Source organism: Serratia sp. DD3 (genome assembly GCF_000496755.2).
In genome coordinates this window covers 1-17,106 of the sequence record NZ_AYKS02000090.1, presented here as the reverse complement: position 1 = coordinate 17,106, position 17,106 = coordinate 1, and the positions used below count along the sequence as shown (strand labels likewise).

General features: G+C 50.5%; 17 protein-coding genes, 1 rRNA gene and 1 riboswitch. Of the genes, 9 read left to right on the top strand and 9 right to left on the bottom strand.

Annotated elements, in window-relative coordinates; translation table 11 throughout:
* The first annotated feature begins 87 nt into the window (after positions 1–87).
* Both hiuH and shiA read left to right on the top strand, forming a co-directional pair.
* Positions 88–498: a hydroxyisourate hydrolase gene (gene hiuH, locus IO95_RS18080; protein ID WP_023490709.1), complete on the top strand. Its 411-nt coding sequence runs from the start codon at positions 88–90 to the stop codon at positions 496–498.
* 427 nt (positions 499–925) lie between these two features.
* Positions 926–2,281: a shikimate transporter gene (gene shiA, locus IO95_RS18075; RefSeq protein WP_023490710.1), complete on the top strand. Its 1,356-nt coding sequence runs from the start codon at positions 926–928 to the stop codon at positions 2,279–2,281.
* Positions 2,282–2,503: 222 nt separating this feature from the next.
* On the opposite strand, the gene thiH is transcribed toward shiA, so the two are convergent.
* From thiH to IO95_RS18040, 7 genes are all read right to left on the bottom strand, one after another.
* Entirely contained in the window at positions 2,504–3,637 is a 1,134-nt protein-coding gene (thiH, locus tag IO95_RS18070) for a 2-iminoacetate synthase ThiH (RefSeq protein WP_023490711.1), read from the bottom strand.
* Positions 3,637–4,419 (bottom strand): thiazole synthase, encoded by a 783-nt coding sequence (locus IO95_RS18065; protein ID WP_023490712.1) that lies wholly within the window; start codon positions 4,417–4,419, stop codon positions 3,637–3,639. The genes thiH and IO95_RS18065 overlap by 1 nt, the downstream gene beginning before the upstream one ends.
* A gap of 1 nt (position 4,420) precedes the next feature.
* Complete coding sequence (gene thiS / locus IO95_RS18060) at positions 4,421–4,621, bottom strand: sulfur carrier protein ThiS (protein WP_023490713.1); 201 nt, start codon at positions 4,619–4,621, stop codon at positions 4,421–4,423.
* Positions 4,618–5,367, bottom strand: coding sequence for a HesA/MoeB/ThiF family protein (locus IO95_RS18055; protein ID WP_023490714.1), 750 nt, complete (start codon positions 5,365–5,367; stop codon positions 4,618–4,620). Before IO95_RS18055 ends, thiS begins: the two co-directional genes overlap by 4 nt.
* Entirely contained in the window at positions 5,357–6,010 is a 654-nt protein-coding gene (thiE, locus tag IO95_RS18050; protein WP_023490715.1) for a thiamine phosphate synthase, read from the bottom strand. The genes IO95_RS18055 and thiE overlap by 11 nt, the downstream gene beginning before the upstream one ends.
* A complete protein-coding gene (thiC, locus tag IO95_RS18045) occupies positions 6,003–7,961 on the bottom strand; it encodes a phosphomethylpyrimidine synthase ThiC (RefSeq protein ID WP_023490716.1) in 1,959 nt (652 codons plus the stop codon). Before thiC ends, thiE begins: the two co-directional genes overlap by 8 nt.
* Positions 7,962–8,071: 110 nt before the next feature.
* A riboswitch (TPP riboswitch) is annotated at positions 8,072–8,195 on the bottom strand.
* 77 nt (positions 8,196–8,272) lie between these two features.
* Positions 8,273–8,752 (bottom strand): Rsd/AlgQ family anti-sigma factor, encoded by a 480-nt coding sequence (locus IO95_RS18040; protein WP_023490717.1) that lies wholly within the window; start codon positions 8,750–8,752, stop codon positions 8,273–8,275.
* A gap of 155 nt (positions 8,753–8,907) precedes the next feature.
* Between IO95_RS18040 and nudC the strand changes: the two genes are divergently transcribed.
* The 6 genes from nudC to IO95_RS18010 all read left to right on the top strand — a co-directional run bounded on the left by nudC (position 8,908) and on the right by IO95_RS18010 (position 13,361).
* Positions 8,908–9,675: an NAD(+) diphosphatase gene (nudC, locus tag IO95_RS18035; RefSeq protein WP_023490718.1), complete on the top strand. Its 768-nt coding sequence runs from the start codon at positions 8,908–8,910 to the stop codon at positions 9,673–9,675.
* Positions 9,676–9,778: 103 nt separating this feature from the next.
* Positions 9,779–10,843, top strand: a complete 1,065-nt coding sequence (hemE, locus tag IO95_RS18030; RefSeq protein ID WP_023490719.1) for a uroporphyrinogen decarboxylase — start codon at positions 9,779–9,781, stop codon at positions 10,841–10,843.
* A gap of 19 nt (positions 10,844–10,862) precedes the next feature.
* Positions 10,863–11,582, top strand: a complete 720-nt coding sequence (gene nfi, locus IO95_RS18025) for a deoxyribonuclease V (RefSeq protein ID WP_200874186.1) — start codon at positions 10,863–10,865, stop codon at positions 11,580–11,582.
* Between the two features lie 18 nt (positions 11,583–11,600).
* The gene (locus IO95_RS18020) at positions 11,601–12,191 is read left to right on the top strand and encodes a YjaG family protein (protein ID WP_023490721.1); all 591 of its coding nucleotides are present in this window, start codon (positions 11,601–11,603) and stop codon (positions 12,189–12,191) included.
* Between the two features lie 189 nt (positions 12,192–12,380).
* Complete coding sequence (gene hupA, locus IO95_RS18015; RefSeq protein ID WP_023488896.1) at positions 12,381–12,656, top strand: nucleoid-associated protein HU-alpha; 276 nt, start codon at positions 12,381–12,383, stop codon at positions 12,654–12,656.
* Positions 12,657–12,689: 33 nt separating this feature from the next.
* On the top strand, positions 12,690–13,361 hold the full coding sequence (locus IO95_RS18010; protein ID WP_081878582.1) for a DUF1481 domain-containing protein: 672 nt from the start codon (positions 12,690–12,692) through the stop codon (positions 13,359–13,361).
* A 68-nt stretch (positions 13,362–13,429) separates the two neighbouring features.
* On the opposite strand, the gene purD is transcribed toward IO95_RS18010, so the two are convergent.
* Together purD and purH are read right to left on the bottom strand one after the other, a co-directional pair.
* On the bottom strand, positions 13,430–14,713 hold the full coding sequence (gene purD, locus IO95_RS18005; RefSeq protein ID WP_023488898.1) for a phosphoribosylamine--glycine ligase: 1,284 nt from the start codon (positions 14,711–14,713) through the stop codon (positions 13,430–13,432).
* Between the two features lie 52 nt (positions 14,714–14,765).
* A complete protein-coding gene (gene purH, locus IO95_RS18000; protein WP_023488899.1) occupies positions 14,766–16,355 on the bottom strand; it encodes a bifunctional phosphoribosylaminoimidazolecarboxamide formyltransferase/IMP cyclohydrolase in 1,590 nt (529 codons plus the stop codon).
* A gap of 661 nt (positions 16,356–17,016) precedes the next feature.
* Between purH and IO95_RS17995 the strand changes: the two genes are divergently transcribed.
* Positions 17,017–17,106, top strand: a 16S ribosomal RNA gene (locus tag IO95_RS17995); the annotation flags it as partial.

The following is a 17,106-nucleotide window of genomic DNA, read 5'->3' as shown; positions in this document are numbered from 1 at the left end:
AAAGATATTATTGTCATCTTTCTGACCGTTTTTTTGACAAGTCATCAGTGTAAAAAAGAAGCCGTAATCAACTCTGGAGAATTTAAGATGAAAAAATATTTGCCTGCACTGACTCTGGCAGTCATGCTTGCCGCTCCCGCAACTGTAATGGCCGCCGGGAAGAATTTGTTAAGTGCCCACATATTGAATCAACAAACTGGTAAGCCCGCTCAGGGTGTTGAAGTCACTCTTGAACAAAAGCAAGGTGATGGTTGGAAGATGTTGAATACCGCTACTACCGATGCAGATGGTCGAATTAAAGCTCTCTACCCAGACCAAACCCCGGTGGTGGGTGATTACCGCGTGGTGTTCAAAACGGCAAAATATTTCGCTGACCAAAAAAAGGAAAGTTTTTTCCCTCAGATCCCAGTAGAGTTCCATATTTCCTCCACTGAGGAGCATTATCACATTCCTCTATTGCTCAGCCAATACGGTTATTCAACCTATCGGGGTAGCTGATTGGTGCCCGCACCGCCCTCGGTGTAAGGTGCGGCGATATTGACTACGTTCAGCTACTGGATGTGCGAGGGCATTTCAACAGAAACTTATGATTTTGCCCTCGCGCATCTATACCCAAAATAATTCGAATTAGTTGTCAAAACTTAGTGTGTTTTGAACGCTGTTTACGGTGGCCCCTTTAGGGCCAGCTTAATTAATGAGCCGAGTAACCGTACGCAACCAAACCCAAGCAACTTGAAGTATGAGGAGTATAGCTGTCGGTTTTGGAGGTGCGGACGTCGGATACGGATGGGCAGGTAAGCGCCTGCTAGTTTTTTTGCAGAATAAATTGAGAGTGAACGTTATTTTTTACTATTGGAACTTTTCGATGAAATGCCTCCTAAACCCCTGTAAAGTTGAAATAACGGGATAAAATAACGGAATAGTAATGGACACTTCAACTTCACTCGGTAATGGCAACCTTGCCAGTACTCCCAAGAACTCGCAGACCCCATCAACAACCCCTCCTCAACGCCGTGCACGTCGTGCCGCCTGGGGGAGTTTTGTTGGTGCTGTTGTCGACTGGTACGACTTTCTACTGTACGGAATAGTTGCTGCTCTGGTCTTTAATACGGAGTTTTTCCCTCAGGTGAGCCCGACAATGGGAACGTTGGCGGCGTTTGGTACCTTTGGCGTTGGTTTCTTGTTTCGACCTTTGGGAGGCATGGTGTTTGGCCACTTTGGTGACAAGTTGGGGCGCAAACGGATGCTGATGATTACCGTCTGGATGATGGGATGTTCCACCGCATTAATTGGGCTATTACCTTCTTTTGACTCGATTGGCTGGTGGGCACCCACACTGCTGGTGCTATTACGTGCCATTCAAGGATTTGCCGTTGGCGGCGAATGGGGGGGCGCAGCCTTGCTCGCGGTAGAGAGTGCACCGAAAGGGAAAAAGGCTTTTTACAGCAGTGGGGTACAGATTGGTTTTGGTGTCGGGCTACTGTTGGCAACCGGGTCGGTTTCATTGGTGAGCCACGTGACCTCAAATGAGCAGTTTATCAGTTGGGGTTGGCGTTTGCCTTTTATCTTCAGTCTGTTACTGGTGGCCGTTGCTTGGTGGATCCGTAATGGCATGGATGAATCGCAGGAGTTTGAGGCAAACAAAGCGTTACAGGAAAGAGCCGACAAAATCCGTAAATTCCCGATTTTCGAGGCATTGCGCCAGAATCCTAAGGCATTTTTGCTGATCATCGCCATGAGATTTGGTGAATTACTGACCATGTATATCGTGACTGCCTTCGCCATCAATTACTCGACAGCTCACCTGGGTCTTTCACGAGATATCTTTCTGAATATTGGCTTGCTGGTGGGGGCAATCAGTTGTATCTCAATTCCTTGTTTTGCTTATTTGGCGGACCGTTTTGGTCGTCGCCGGATCTATGTCACCGGCGCATTAATCGGTGTTCTCTGTGGGATACCGTTTTTTATGGCCCTTGAGAGCCGTAATACCCTATGGATTGTCTTCTTCGCTATCATGCTGGCCAATGTCGCCCACGATATGTTGGTCAGCGTGCAACAGCCGATATTTACCGAACTGTTTGGCACCGCCTATCGTTATAGCGGAGCAGGGGTAGGTTATCAGGTCGCTAGTGTGGTTGGTGGCGGCTTTACCCCTTTTATCGCTGTATTATTGGTGGAGGTGATGGGGGGGAGTTGGTATTTGGTGGCCGCTTATCTGGTTATGGGATGTCTACTCTCCGCTATTGTTGGGGCGAGAATAAAGCCGCAGACCATGGGTTGATGGTTTTTCATCACAATAAGAAAACCGGAGCGAGCGAGGGATCTGCGCACGCTCCGGTGGTTGGTAAGGCAAGGTTATCAAGAGGGGCGATAACCTCGGTTAGCCTCGGGTTTGAGAGCCAACGCAGTCACTATAGCCTGAGCTATTTTTAGCGCCAGCCAGGTTTGCTCGCTTTGCGCTAGGTGTCCAGCCCTATTCAAGTTGTGATGTCACAGTTGCATTTTATTGCGTAGCTCGTCCCAGATAGCTGTCCCAGTCCTTCCATACCGGCTGTAATCCGGCAGCACTGATTGCTAGCGCCACCTGTTGTGGTGTGCGGTTGTCGTGTGGTTCAAATTGTTCCAGTTGAAGTGGCGCGTTATCCGAATAGCCCCCCGGCTGGGTTTTTGAACCGGCACTGACGTTGTTGATGGCTAGCGGGATCATATGATCGCGAAAAAAGGCAGATTCTCGCGTCGATAATGACAGTTCCACATCAGGTGCGAACAACCGAAAGGCACAGATTAACTGTACCAATTGGGGCTCAGTGATCACTGAGGCGGGCTCAATCCCCCCGGTACATGGCCGCAGACGGGGGAACGAAATCGAATAACGGCTCTGCCAATAAGTCTGTTGCAGGTAGAGCAAATGTTCTGCTAACAGGTAACAATCAGTTCGCCAACTATCGGAGAGCCCGAGTAATGCTCCCAAGCCGATTTTATCAATACCGGCGCGGCCAAGACGGTCTGGTGTATCCAATCGCCAATTAAAGTCCTGTTTTTTGCCGTGCAGATGGTGCCGTTGATAGGTGGCAGGGTGATAGGTTTCCTGATAAACAAACACGCCATCCAGCCCGATAGCTTTCAATTCCGCGTATTCATGCTCTGCCAGGGGCTGAACCTCCATCATTAGCGAACTGAAATGAGGGCGGATGTTGGCAAGATGCTGGCGAAAATAGTCCATGCCCACTTTGCGTTGGTGTTCGCCAGTAACCAGTAACAAATGCTCAAACCCCAGCGCTTTTATGGCCGTGCATTCTCGTTCGATCTCTGCAGCATCCAGCGTTTTGCGCTTGAGATGATTACTCATTGAGAAACCACAGTAAGTACAATCGTTGGCACAAAGGTTAGAAAGATATAATGGCACGTAAAAGCTCACCACGTTGCCGAACCGCTGGCGAGTGAGCTGTTGTGCTCGTTGTGCCAAGGGTTCTAAGTAAGGTGCAGCTGCGGGGGAGATCAGCGCCATAAAATCATCCCGGGTTAATTTTTCTGCGCTGAGCGCTCGTTCAACGTCGGGCGCAGTTTTACTGTTGATACGTCGTGTTAATTCATCCCAATCCCAGTTTTGTAGATGCTCACTAAAATGACTGTTCATCAGCGTATTTCCTGCAAAGGTTGGCTGAGGAAGGCGGTCAGTGGGCTGGAGGCGGCGGCCATAGGCTGGCGGCCAGCCAACCCAGCTCGATGCCCCAATTCACCCGCCTCCACAGCTAAACGGAACGCCTGGGCCATTTGTAGTGGGTCACGCGCAACGGCAATAGCGGTATTAACCAGTACCGCGTCAGCGCCTAACTCTATCGCTTCTAATGCGTGACTGGGGGCGCCGATTCCGGCATCAACCACCACAGGTACTTTGGCCTGCTCGATAATAATCTGCAGAAAATCACGACTGAGTAATCCACGGTTAGAACCGATCGGCGCACCGAGTGGCATCACGGCAGCACAACCCACTTCCTCCAATCGTTTACATAAAACCGGATCGGCTCCGCAATAAGGCAGCACCACAAAGCCTTCTTTAACCAATATTTCTGCTGCCTTTAACGTTTCAATCGGGTCTGGCAATAAGTACTTCACATCAGGGTGGATCTCCAATTTTATCCACTGCGTACCCAGTGCTTCACGCGCCAGGCGGGCGGCAAAGATGGCTTCACCAGCACTTTTGGCACCCGAAGTATTAGGCAGTAACTTCACCCCTAATTGTTGCAAGGGTGCGAGAATCGCATCATTACCGCCACGTAGGTCAACACGTTTCATCGCCATGGTGACTAACTGTGACCCTGAGGCTTGCAAGGCTGACAGCATTAATGCTGGCGTGGCGAATTTACCGGTACCGGTAAACAGACGTGAAGTAAAAGTAGTATCGGCGATTTTCAACATGTCAGCCTCCGGCAATCGCTTGAAATAAGAGAATATCATCACCATCCTGCACATGATAAGTTGCCCAGTCAGTGTGCGGAATGATGGTCTGGTTTATCGCCAATGCGCAACCGGGTTGGTCATGTCCTAACTGTTCGAGCAATGCTTTAATGCTCAGTGGTTGTTCTATTTCCAACAGTTGTTCATTCAACATGATGTTCATGCGATGCCTCCGCAGATGCGACAATTGCTGGCCTTACTCAGTTGCAGAGTGCTCCAGCTTTGTTGTTTGCCATCAAACAAGCGGAGTTTACCGCTTAGGGAACAAGCTATGCCCACCAGCATTTTAATCGCCTCCAGTGCTTGAAGGGTGCCAATTACACCAACGACCGGACCGAGTACACCCGCAGTACGGCAGTTACGTTGAGGTTCACTTTGATCGGGATAGAGGCAGGCATAGCAGCCTTGATGATAGGGTGGTTCGATAATCAGCAACTGGCCGCTGAAGCCGACTGCGCTACCACTAATAAGAGGCACATTGGCGAGGATACAGGCTGCATTAACCGCATGGCGAGTTGCCATATTATCGCTGCAATCCAGTACCAGGTCGGCACGACTCACCGCCTGTTGTAGTGTGGGTCCTTGCAGGCGTTGTTCCAGAGCTATCGACTCCACTTGCGGGTTTAGCGCTTGCAAATGGTGTTGAGCCAGCTGTGCCTTGCTGGAAGCGATGTCACTGGTTCGATATAAAATTTGTCGCTGCAGATTGGTGAGATGCAGTTTGTCATCATCTGCCAGCAGGAGTGTGCCAACGCCAGCGGCAGCCAGATAGAGTGCAGCCGGGGAACCCAGCCCTCCCAATCCGACAATCAGTACCCTAGCCTGCTTCAGCTTCTCCTGACCCTCTGGGCCAATATCTTCCAACAACAGTTGGCGGCTGTAGCGTAGAAATTCTTGGTCATTGAGCATCGGGTGACTCCTTCCCTTCAATCAAGCGCAGTAATTGTGCAGTGGCGATGCGCCAGTCCGCGGCTTGTGTGATAGCACTGACCACGGCAACGCTACCCACACCGCAGGCCAGAACCGCCGGAACGCGCTCAATACTGATCCCACCAATGGCCACGGTAGGGTAGTCTTGCAACCCGGCAACGTGGCGTTGTAGTTCTGCCAGACCTTGGGGCTCGGAGGGCATCTCTTTGGTCTGTGTCGGGAAAATATGACCCAGTGCAATATAAGAGGGTTTTACGGCTATGGCCCGGGCGAGTTCGTGATCATCATGGGTGGAAACCCCCAAACGTAACCCTGCTCGATGGATTGCCTGCAGGTCGGTGGTATTTAAATCCTCTTGTCCTAGATGAACGCCGTAGGCATGGTGCTTGATAGCGAGTTGCCAGTAATCGTTGATAAATAAGCGTGCCTGATAACGTTTACCGAGCGCGATGGCGGCAATAATATCCGCCTCCACCTGTTCATCGGCAAGATCCTTGATGCGTAATTGGATGGTGGTGACTCCGGCATCCAGTAGGCGGGCGATCCAGGCAACACTGTCGACTACCGGGTATAAGCCGAGTTTGTATGGCGTTGCGGGGAAGGGCGTCGTGATATCAGTCATTATCGCTCTCCTCCAGCAGATTGCTCGCACTATGGTAGAGCTCGTTGCCCCGGGAGCGGAATGCGGCCGACATCTTTTCCATGCCAGTCAGCTGTACTTCATCGGGATGGTTCGCCCCTTGTGTTACAGCATCTTGCGTTGCGGCATAGGCTCGCACTTCGTGGGATATCTTCATTGAACAGAACTTTGGCCCACACATGGAACAGAAATGGGCGATCTTGCCAGATGCCTGGGGCAGCGTTTCATCGTGATAGGAGCGGGCGGTCTGTGGATCCAATGCCAGATTGAACTGATCTTCCCAGCGGAATTCAAAACGTGCCTTGGACATGGCGTTATCACGGATCTGCGCCCCAGGATGCCCTTTCGCCAAATCGGCGGCATGGGCGGCGATTTTGTAAGTAATTAGCCCTTGTTTCACATCTTCCTTGTTGGGTAACCCGAGGTGCTCTTTCGGTGTCACATAGCAGAGCATTGCGCAACCAAACCAGCCGATCATCGCCGCACCAATCCCCGAGGTGAAATGGTCATAACCCGGAGCAATGTCGGTGGTCAATGGCCCTAATGTATAGAAGGGGGCTTCAGAACAGGATTCCAGCTCTTCGGTCATGTTGCGCTGGATCCGTTGCATCGGCACATGACCTGGGCCTTCGATCATCACTTGGACATCATATTCCCAGGCAATTTTAGTGAGCTCCCCCAGCGTGTGCAGTTCGGCGAATTGGGCTTCGTCATTGGCATCTTGAATAGAGCCTGGACGCAAGCCATCACCCAGCGATAGTGAGACATCATAGGCGGCACAAATTTGGCAGATTTCACGGAAATGCTGATAGAGGAAGTTTTCCTGGTGATGGGATAGACACCACTTCGCCATGATCGACCCCCCACGGGAGACAATGCCGGTCAACCGTTTGGCGGTCATCGGTACGTAACGCAGCAACACGCCCGCATGGATAGTGAAGTAATCGACGCCTTGTTCCGCCTGTTCCACCAGGGTATCGCGGAAGATTTCCCAGTTTAGGTTTTCCGCTACACCATTCACTTTTTCCAGTGCCTGATAGATCGGCACGGTACCAATCGGCACCGGGCTGTTACGCAGGATCCATTCGCGTGTTTCGTGGATATAGCGGCCAGTAGAGAGATCCATCACGGTATCGGCTCCCCAACGGGTTGACCACACCAACTTTTCTACTTCTTCTTCGATTGATGATGTAACGGCCGAATTGCCGATATTGGCATTCACTTTGACCAGAAAATTACGACCAATAATCATTGGCTCGGATTCAGGGTGGTTAATATTAGCGGGGATAATGGCTCGCCCAGCAGCCACTTCCTGGCGGACAAACTCGGGTGTAATGTTTTCCGGTAGGTTAGCTCCCCAACTTTGGCCCGGATGCTGTTGGCGTAGGACTTCGCTACAGATACGCTCGCGCCCCATGTTTTCACGGATGGCAATAAATTCCATTTCTGGTGTCACCATGCCGCTTCGCGCATAGTGCAACTGAGTAACACACTTGCCCTTACACGCTTTACGTGGCTGAGGCAGGTGCTCGAAACGCAGGTGATTCAACCCGGCGTCGGCCAGCCGTTGTTGGGTAAACCCCGAACTGACGTGGCTTAGTGTTTCGGTATCTTCTCGTGCTGCAATCCAGCCAGCGCGTAGTTTTTTTAACCCCTGGTGGACATTAATGGTTGCCTGCGGATCACCATAGGGGCCTGCGGTGTCATAAACCGGAATGGCTTCGTTCTGTTGATATTGAGGGTTGTCTTTAGTGCCGCCAATCAGCGTTGGGCTCAGCTGAATTTCACGCATCGGTACCTGAATATCGCTACGGGAACCGGCAAGATAGATACGGTGTGAGTTAGGGAAGGTGGTACCTTGTAAAGAATCAATAAACTGTTGTGCTTCATCGCGCTGTTCTTTACGGACACGTGGTTTATTTATGGTAGACATAGCAAATTCCTATCAGTGTGTTGATGTGTGGAAAATTGCTTGTCTGGAGCTTGGCGGGAGTAATGATATTGACTGGCAGCGAGTTAGCCCGCAAAGGGTGGGGCCGCTGCCAATAGATTACTCTTGTTCCCTTCGCGGGTATTAACCCGATCAGGTTCCGCGGATCCCGAATTAACGGTCTCAGCCTGGCTGATTTAATGAAGCAATCAGCGCTAGGCACTCCGACAAGATGTTGCCAGTATAAAAGGCTTAATAAAAACTACAAGCTAACGCGTCATCTTTTGCATTGCTACGGCTCAGTGCTGGTGGCGTCAGGATTGGTTTTGCTGCAAGATCTCCGCTGCCCGTAGAATTAATTGGTCCTCTAGTGCAAAACGTGATGCTAACGTTTCGCCGATATCTGATAACGCCTGGTTGAACTCCAGACAGAGATCTTGGTCGAGTTCAACCCCGCTGTAGCGATCATGAAATGCCATGATGGCTTCGGTATTGGCTTCCAACTTTGGATAGAACTTGGTGGTTAGTGCCATTTTCGGACTGGCGGAGCCTTCCACCTGTTTGATAATTTTGGCATAAACGTGAAAATGCCCCGCAGAGAGGTAGTCCAGCAGATTATGGTAAAAATTCTCCAGCGCTTTTTCATTTAACGGCGTAGGTTTTCCCTTACTCGGTTTGATACCGACTAAAGAATAATAGGCAACCAACAATTGCTCGCGGGCCTGTAGCCACTGATCGACTAACTGATTATTGCCACCAACGCGTTGAGTCAGGCTTTCCAATTGGTTGAGCATAGTTGACTCCGTGAGTAATCAAATTAAATTTTCTGTCACTATGCAGGCTGCTAGGGGCTGCAACTTGCATGAACTTGGGTTATAAACAGTAAGTTATTAAAAGGTGATAAGCCAATGACTAGCTTGCCAGTGACGCAGAGGTTGTGCAACAACATATGGAATTTGCATTAACAGGTAATGAACAAGGCTGGTGGATAGTCAGCCATGAAAGCAAAATCTGGTTACCAAAGGGTGAACTGCCGTTTGGTTCTGCAGCAATATTTTCATTGCATGGTCAATTGGCCCGTCAGATTGGCGAATGGGAGGGTGCCCCAGTGTGGTTGGTGCGTCAATCGATGCCGAGGGAGATGAACTCGGTGCGCCAATTGCTCGATCTTGATCGAGGTCTGTTTCAACTGGCTGGGCGGGGTGTGCAGTTGGCGGACTTTTATCGCTCACACCGTTTTTGTGGCTACTGTGGTCATAAAATGCATTTCAGTCGAAGTGAAAATGCTTGCCTTTGTGATCACTGCCGCGAGCGTTATTACCCGCAGATCGCCCCTTGCGTGATTGTTGCCATTCGCCGTGATGATGAAATCCTGCTGGCTCAACATGTGCGTCACCGTGGTGGTATACATACCGTGCTGGCGGGGTTTGTGGAGGTGGGGGAAACGCTGGAACAAGCGGTAGCACGGGAAGTGATGGAAGAGAGCAATATCGTTATCAAGAATTTGCGTTATGTCACCTCACAACCTTGGCCATTCCCTCATTCGTTGATGATGGCGTTTATGGCAGATTATCAGGCAGGGGAACTGCAGCATGACCCCAAAGAGCTACTCAATGCTGGCTGGTATCGTTATGACCAATTGCCGCTGTTACCCCCGCCAGGTACTGTCGCGCGTCGCCTGATTGAAGATACGGTGGTGTTGTGTCGGGCAGAATAATAGCTGTCTTTATGACTTAAGTGCCTTGATGATTTAAGTGCTCACGCCAACTTACCCAACCCAGTATACAATGGGGGTTGATGATGACGGGAACCAATAAGAAATGAATGATTTGAAGAATGATCGCTACCTGCGAGCCCTGCTGCGCCAACCCGTGGATGTCACACCAGTATGGATGATGCGTCAGGCTGGGCGTTATTTGCCAGAATATAAAGCCACGCGTGCTCAGGCCGGTGATTTTATGTCGTTGTGTAAAAATGCTGAGCTGGCCTGCGAGGTGACATTACAACCCTTACGTCGCTATGCGCTGGATGCCGCTATTCTGTTTTCTGATATTCTCACCATCCCTGATGCTATGGGGTTGGGGCTCTATTTTGAGGCGGGTGAGGGGCCCCGATTTACTTCGCCGATTGTCTGCCGGGCTGATGTAGAAAAGCTACCGCTGTGTGATCCAGAAGATGAGCTGGGTTATGTCATGAATGCGGTTCGTACCATTCGTCGTGAGTTGAAGGGAGCCGTACCGCTGATCGGTTTTTCTGGTAGCCCATGGACTTTGGCGAGCTATATGGTGGAGGGCGGGAGCAGTAAGGCATTCACTAAACTGAAGAAAATGATGTACGCCGAGCCACAGACGTTGCATCTATTACTGGATAAACTGGCGGACAGCGTCATTCTTTATCTCAATGCTCAGATTAAGGCCGGTGTCCAGTCTGTCATGGTGTTTGATACCTGGGGTGGGGTACTGACCGGGCGTGATTACCGTGAGTTCTCGCTGCACTATATGCATAAAATTGTCGATGGCTTGTTGCGGGAAAACGAAGGCCGTCGTGTACCTGTCACTCTGTTTACCAAAGGGGGCGGGCAGTGGCTGGAAGCGATGGCCGCGACCGGTTGTGATGCCTTGGGCCTGGACTGGACGATAGATATTGCTGAGGCACGTCGCCGAGTGGGGCATCAGGTAGCTCTGCAAGGCAATATGGATCCTTCAATACTTTATGCTGCACCGGAACGTATTGCGCAGGAAGTAGAAACCATTCTGGCAGGTTTCGGTGATGGTGAAGGGCATGTATTTAATCTTGGGCATGGCATTCATCAGGATGTGCCACCGGCCCATGCGGGCGCCTTTGTTGAGGCGGTGCATGCACTTTCGGCTAAATACCATCGCTGAACGGTAAGGAAATGCGGTGATTGATACCTCAGCCCTGCGAGCCACACAGTTACAACATGCCGAAGAGGTGATTCGCTATGATGACTTTTTGCGTGATCCTCCGCTATTTATTGCGGGTGCAGATGTCGGTTTTGAGCATCAAGGTGCGGTGACGCGCGCTGCCATTGCTATTCTGCGCTATCCTTCTTTGGCGCTGGTGGAGTACCAGATTGCTCGTATCAACACCACCATGCCCTATATTCCGGGTTTTCTCTCTTTTCGTGAATATCCGGCATTGCTTGCTGCCTGGGAGCAGTTGCAACAGAAACCTGATCTGCTCTTTGTTGATGGCCATGGTATTTCACACCCAAGGCGTTTGGGGGTTGCCAGCCACTTTGGTTTGTTGGTCAACGTTCCAACTATTGGTGTGGCGAAAAAACGGTTGTGTGGCAGGTTTGAGCCCTTGGATACGGAAGTGGGAGCATTGGCTGCACTCGAGGACAAAGGGGAACAATTGGCGTGGGTATGGCGCAGTAAGGCGCGCTGTCAGCCATTGTTTATTTCTACCGGGCACCGTATCAGTACCGATAGCGCATTGACGTGGGTACAGCGATGTATGGCAGGCTATCGTTTGCCCGAACCTACACGTTGGGCTGATGCTATCGCGTCACGTCGCCCGGCGTTTATCCGCTGGTTGCAGCAGTCATCGCATTCAGAGATGCCGCCCTGCGCGATTTCGGGTACACTGCGCGGCAGATAACGAGTAAGAGAGTAGGTCATGCTACGTAACCCGATTCATTTGCGTTTGGAAAAGCTGGAAAGTTGGCAACATTTAACCTTTATGGCTAGTCTGTGCGAACGTATGTACCCTAATTACCAGATGTTCTGTCTGCAAACGGAGTTTGGTGATCCCGCAGTCTATCGCCGTATTCTTGATCTGGCTTGGGAAACGCTGGTGGTGAAAGATGCCAAAGTCAACTTTGACAGTCAGTTGGAAAAGTTGGAAGAGGCCATCCCCTCAGCAGAAGATTACGATCTTTATGGTGTTTATCCGGCAATCGATGCTTGTATCGCATTAGGGGAACTGCTTCATTCGCGCCTCAGTGGTGAGACATTGGAACACGCCATCGCCATTAGCGAAGCCTCAATTCGTACTGTGGCGATGTTGGAAATGACTCAGGCGGGTAAAGAAATGACTGACGAAGAGTTGAACGTTTTACCTGCTATCGAGGAAGAGTGGGATCTCCAATGGGAGATTTTCCGCCTGTTGGCTGCTTGTCCTGAGCGTGATTTGGATCTGATAAAAGGGTTACGATCTGACCTGCGAGAGGAGGCAATCAGCAATATTGGGATAAAATTAACGCAATAAGATAATAAAACGTGATTTAACACCCGATTTGTCATGCCTTAAGGCTTCACATCCCCACCCTGTCTGGTCTACATTTGGGGGGCGAAAAAAAAGTGGCTATTGGTGCGTGTATGCAGGAGAGTGCTGTTTATCGGCATATCCGTCGCACTCGATGCTTTGCAAACGATAAACACATTGTAAGGATAAATTATGAACAAGACTCAACTGATTGATGTAATCGCAGATAAGGCTGACCTTTCTAAAGCTCAAGCTAAACTGGCTCTAGAATCTACCTTGTCTGCTATTACTGAGTCTCTGAAAGAAGGTGATGCAGTACAATTGGTTGGTTTCGGTACTTTCAAAGTAAACCATCGTAGCGAGCGCACAGGCCGCAATCCACAGACTGGTAAAGAAATCAAAATCGCAGCGGCTAATGTTCCTGCATTTGTTTCTGGCAAGGCTCTGAAAGACGCAGTTAAGTCTTAATCCATGCTGGTAAAGCGTTTAGACAGAGGGGCTATGATGCCCCTTTTGTTTATCCAACGGGTGCTGATGGTTGCGGCTATGGTCGTTGCCCTTGGTGCCTGTAGTTCCAATTCCTCCTCTCCTAGGTTTACGGCAAGCGGTTTTGTTGCCGATCAGGGCGTGGTTCGAGTGTGGCGTAGAGATGATAGTCAGCAACGTCCATTGACGTTAATGACAGTCTACAGCCCTTATCGTGGACCGGGGACGGTCACTACGCTGTATGAATATCAAAATGGCGTGTTGTTCCAAATCAGACGAGTTGATGCAGACGGTGATCGGGACTCCATTCAATTGCGCTTTACGCCGAATGGGACGGTCAGTTTTATGCAGCGTCAACTGACTACTCAGCGCCAGAAACTGTCTGCTGATGAGATAGTACTCTACCAATATCAGGCTCGCCGAACGCTAGAATTGAGTGATGCGCTTAATGCTGGCGGTATACGGCTGTTGCAAGGTCATTGGCTGCAAGGGAAGGTAGAGTTGTGCAATGGAGAAATCGTGAAGCCGGGCTTGAATAATCGAGCTGAAGAGTGGATAGCGCGACGTGTAGCCAATAGTAGCCAGCCAGTGACTATTGCTTGGTTGGATGGGCCTCGCGGTCGTGAGTTGTTACTGGTGGCTAACGATGATTTTTGCCGTTGGGAACCCACAAAAGATTCGCTTTAGAACCCATTGAGATAAATTTAACAACAAGGCCCTGGGAACAGAGCCTGCTGTTAATGTTTGGTATGGGTTTATTTGCCGCGCGCGATAGCCCGGTAACCAATATCCTTGCGGTAGAAGCTATCTTGCCACGCAATATTTGCCGCGAGTTGATAAGCACACTGTTGTGCTTGGCTCACTGTGGCGCCTAATGCCGTGACACAAAGTACACGCCCACCACTCGTGGCCACTTCATTTCCCTGCATACGTGTACCGGCATGAAACACTTTACTGTCTGAGTTTTCCTGTTGCGGCAAGCCGTGGATCACATCCCCTTGGCGATAGTCGCCAGGATAGCCGCCAGCCGCCAATACCACGCCGAGTGCCGGACGTGGGTCCCACTCAGAGCTTTTCTCGTTCAGTTTACCTTCAGCACCAGCCAGGCAGAGCTCAACCAGATCTGAACGCAGACGCAACATGATCGGCTGCGTTTCTGGATCGCCAAAGCGGCAATTAAATTCAATCACCTTCGGTTGGCCATCAGCAGAAATCATCAGTCCAGCGTACAAGAAACCAACATAGGTGTTACCCTCTGCAGCCATACCACGCACGGTTGGCCAGATCACCTGCTCCATTACGCGTTGGTGAATTTCATCTGTGACCACGGGGGCGGGTGAGTAAGCTCCCATACCACCGGTATTGGGGCCTGTATCACCATCACCCACACGTTTATGGTCCTGGCTGGTGGCCATGGGGACGACGTTTTCACCGTCCACCATCACAATAAAACTGGCTTCTTCACCTTCAAGATACTCTTCGATCACGATACGGTGTCCCGCATCGCCGAAAGCGTTACCTGCCAGCATATCCTGGATAGCTTCTTCGGCTTCCTGTAGCGTCATCGCTACGATCACCCCTTTCCCCGCGGCCAAACCATCTGCTTTGATCACGATAGGGGCGCCTTGACGACGAACATAGGCCAAGGCTGGCTCCACTTCAGTAAAATTCTGATAGGCGGCGCTTGGAATGGCGTGGCGAGCTAGAAAGTCTTTAGTAAAGGCTTTGGATCCTTCAAGTTGGGCCGCGGCCTGTGAGGGACCAAATATTTTTAACCCTGCAGCCTGGAAAGCATCAACCACGCCAATCACCAGCGGTGCTTCAGGGCCAACAATGGTCAGGTCGATAGCCTTGCTTTTGGCAAAGGCAAGCAGTGCTGGGATATCGGTTGGCGCGATATCCACATTGGTCAGATTAGCTTCCAGTGCGGTACCTGCGTTACCTGGCGCTACGTAAACGTTATTTGCCAGCGGCGATTGGGCGGTTTTCCAGGCCAGCGCATGTTCACGCCCACCATTACCGATAATGAGAATGTTCATCAAAGACTCCATAAACAGCGTGCGCATTTAGCGCACGTAGCAGCAACAAGGATTAATGGCGGAAGTGGCGCATATCGGTGAAGATCATCGCAATGCCGTGTTCGTTGGCGGCTGCAATGACTTCATCATCACGAATCGACCCACCAGGCTGGATAACACAGGTAATGCCGACGGCGGCTGCCGCATCAATGCCATCACGGAACGGGAAGAAGGCGTCTGAGGCCATCGCGGAGCCATTGACCGTCAGACCTTCGTCAGCGGCCTTGATGCCAGCAATTTTAGCGGAGTAAACGCGACTCATCTGACCCGCACCGATGCCGATGGTCCGGTTATCGCGCGAATAAACAATGGCGTTGGATTTGACGAACTTAGCCACTTTCCAACAGAACAGGGCATCTCGCAGTTCCTGGGCGGTGGGTTGCCGTTCAGAGACCACGCGTAAGTCAGTGGGAGTCACCATACCCAGGTCACGGTCTTGTACTAACAACCCTCCGTTGACCCGCTTGAAGTCCAATCCAGCAACGCGCTGTTGCCATTGGCCGCAAACTAGAACACGCACATTCTGTTTGGCAACCAATACCGAGCGGGCTTCATCACTGATGGTTGGGGCAATGATGACCTCAACAAACTGACGGCTGATGATGGCTTGCGCCGTTTCTGCATCCAGTTCGCGGTTGAAAGCAATGATGCCACCAAAGGCAGACGTGGGGTCGGTCTGGTAAGCATGATCATAAGCGGTAAGCAGATCTTTACCAATTGCTACACCACAAGGATTGGCATGCTTGACGATGACGCAAGCCGGTTCTGCAAACTCTTTCACACATTCCAATGCAGCATCAGTATCCGCGATATTGTTGTAGGAGAGTGCCTTGCCTTGTAGCTGTTCGGCACTGGCAACCGACGCCTCCTGCAGATTCTCCTCTATATAGAAAGCGGCTTGCTGGTGGCTATTCTCACCGTAACGCATATCCTGCTTTTTGATAAAGTTGAGGTTTATGGTGCGAGGGAAATGACCGGAAGGTTGCTCCGTATTGCCATAATAAGGCGGAACCAGTGTGCCAAAGTAGTTGGCGATCATGCTGTCATAAGCGGCAGTATGTTCAAATGCTTTGATAGCCAAATTGAAGCGGGTGGGATAGAGCAAAGAACCGTCGTTGCTATCCATCTCGGTGATGATCGTCGCGTAGTCATTAGTGTTGACCACAATGGCGACATCTTTATGATTCTTGGCCGCAGAGCGCACCATGGTGGGGCCGCCGATGTCAATGTTTTCGATAGCCTCTTCCAGCGAGCAATTAGCACGAGCCACGGTTTGCGCAAAAGGATAGAGATTCACTACCACCATATCGATAGGTTTGATCGCATGTTGGGCCATAATGGCATCGTCCTGACCACGGCGACCAAGAATGCCACCATGCACTTTGGGGTGTAGAGTTTTAACCCGTCCATCCATCATTTCCGGGAAACCGGTGTAATCGGAAACTTCAGTAACCGCTAATCCGGCCTCTGCCAGTAGATGAGCGGTCCCACCAGTAGAGAGCAGTTCTACCCCTCGTTGAGAGAGTGCTTGCGCGAATTCAATGATACCGGTTTTGTCAGACACACTGAGTAAGGCTCGACGGATTGGACGAGGTTGTTGCATGGTTTTATCCCTTGGCTTTGAGTCGCAATAAAAGAACGTTACGTGAATTCCCTGCTGAGATATAGACCCCATTCCATTCAGAGTCTCCGTATACTGATGACAACTCGAATAAATCTGCTTATATAACAAGACAACAACGGATTCAGGTAACGTCCCCATAAAAGTGGGGGATTGTTTGATCGCAGGAATTGTAGCGAAAACGTTTGCGTAGTGCTCGTAAATTTTCCTGCCGATGATGTCCTGTGGATAACTTAGTGCATAACCGGGTATAAACCGGGGTTTTGCTGTGGAATGCAGCAAACGGTGTTTTTTGTTGAAAATAGCAGTTGCGGCGGCGGCGCAACTGCCTATAATGCGCCTCCATCGACACGGAACATAACAATCGCTTTGCAGCGTTATCCGTGTGACAGAGAAAAAACCTGAAAATTAGGGTTGACTCTGAAAGAGGAAAGCGTAATATACGCCACCTCGAGTTAGCGGGCGAAAGCCAGTAACTCACTGCTCTTTAACAATTTATCAGACAATCTGTGTGGGCACTCACAAAGACGATATCCAGTTGCTTCGGCAACAAAAAAATATCAAGTCTTAAAGAGTGACTCATGTAAGTAAAATTCATGCAGTAATCTTTGAGCATCGCTATTAACTTAGCAAATCAAGCTTTTAATTGAAGAGTTTGATCATGGCTCAGATTGAACGCTGGCGGCAGGCTTAACACATGCAAGTCGAGCGGTAGCACAGGGGAGCTTGCTCC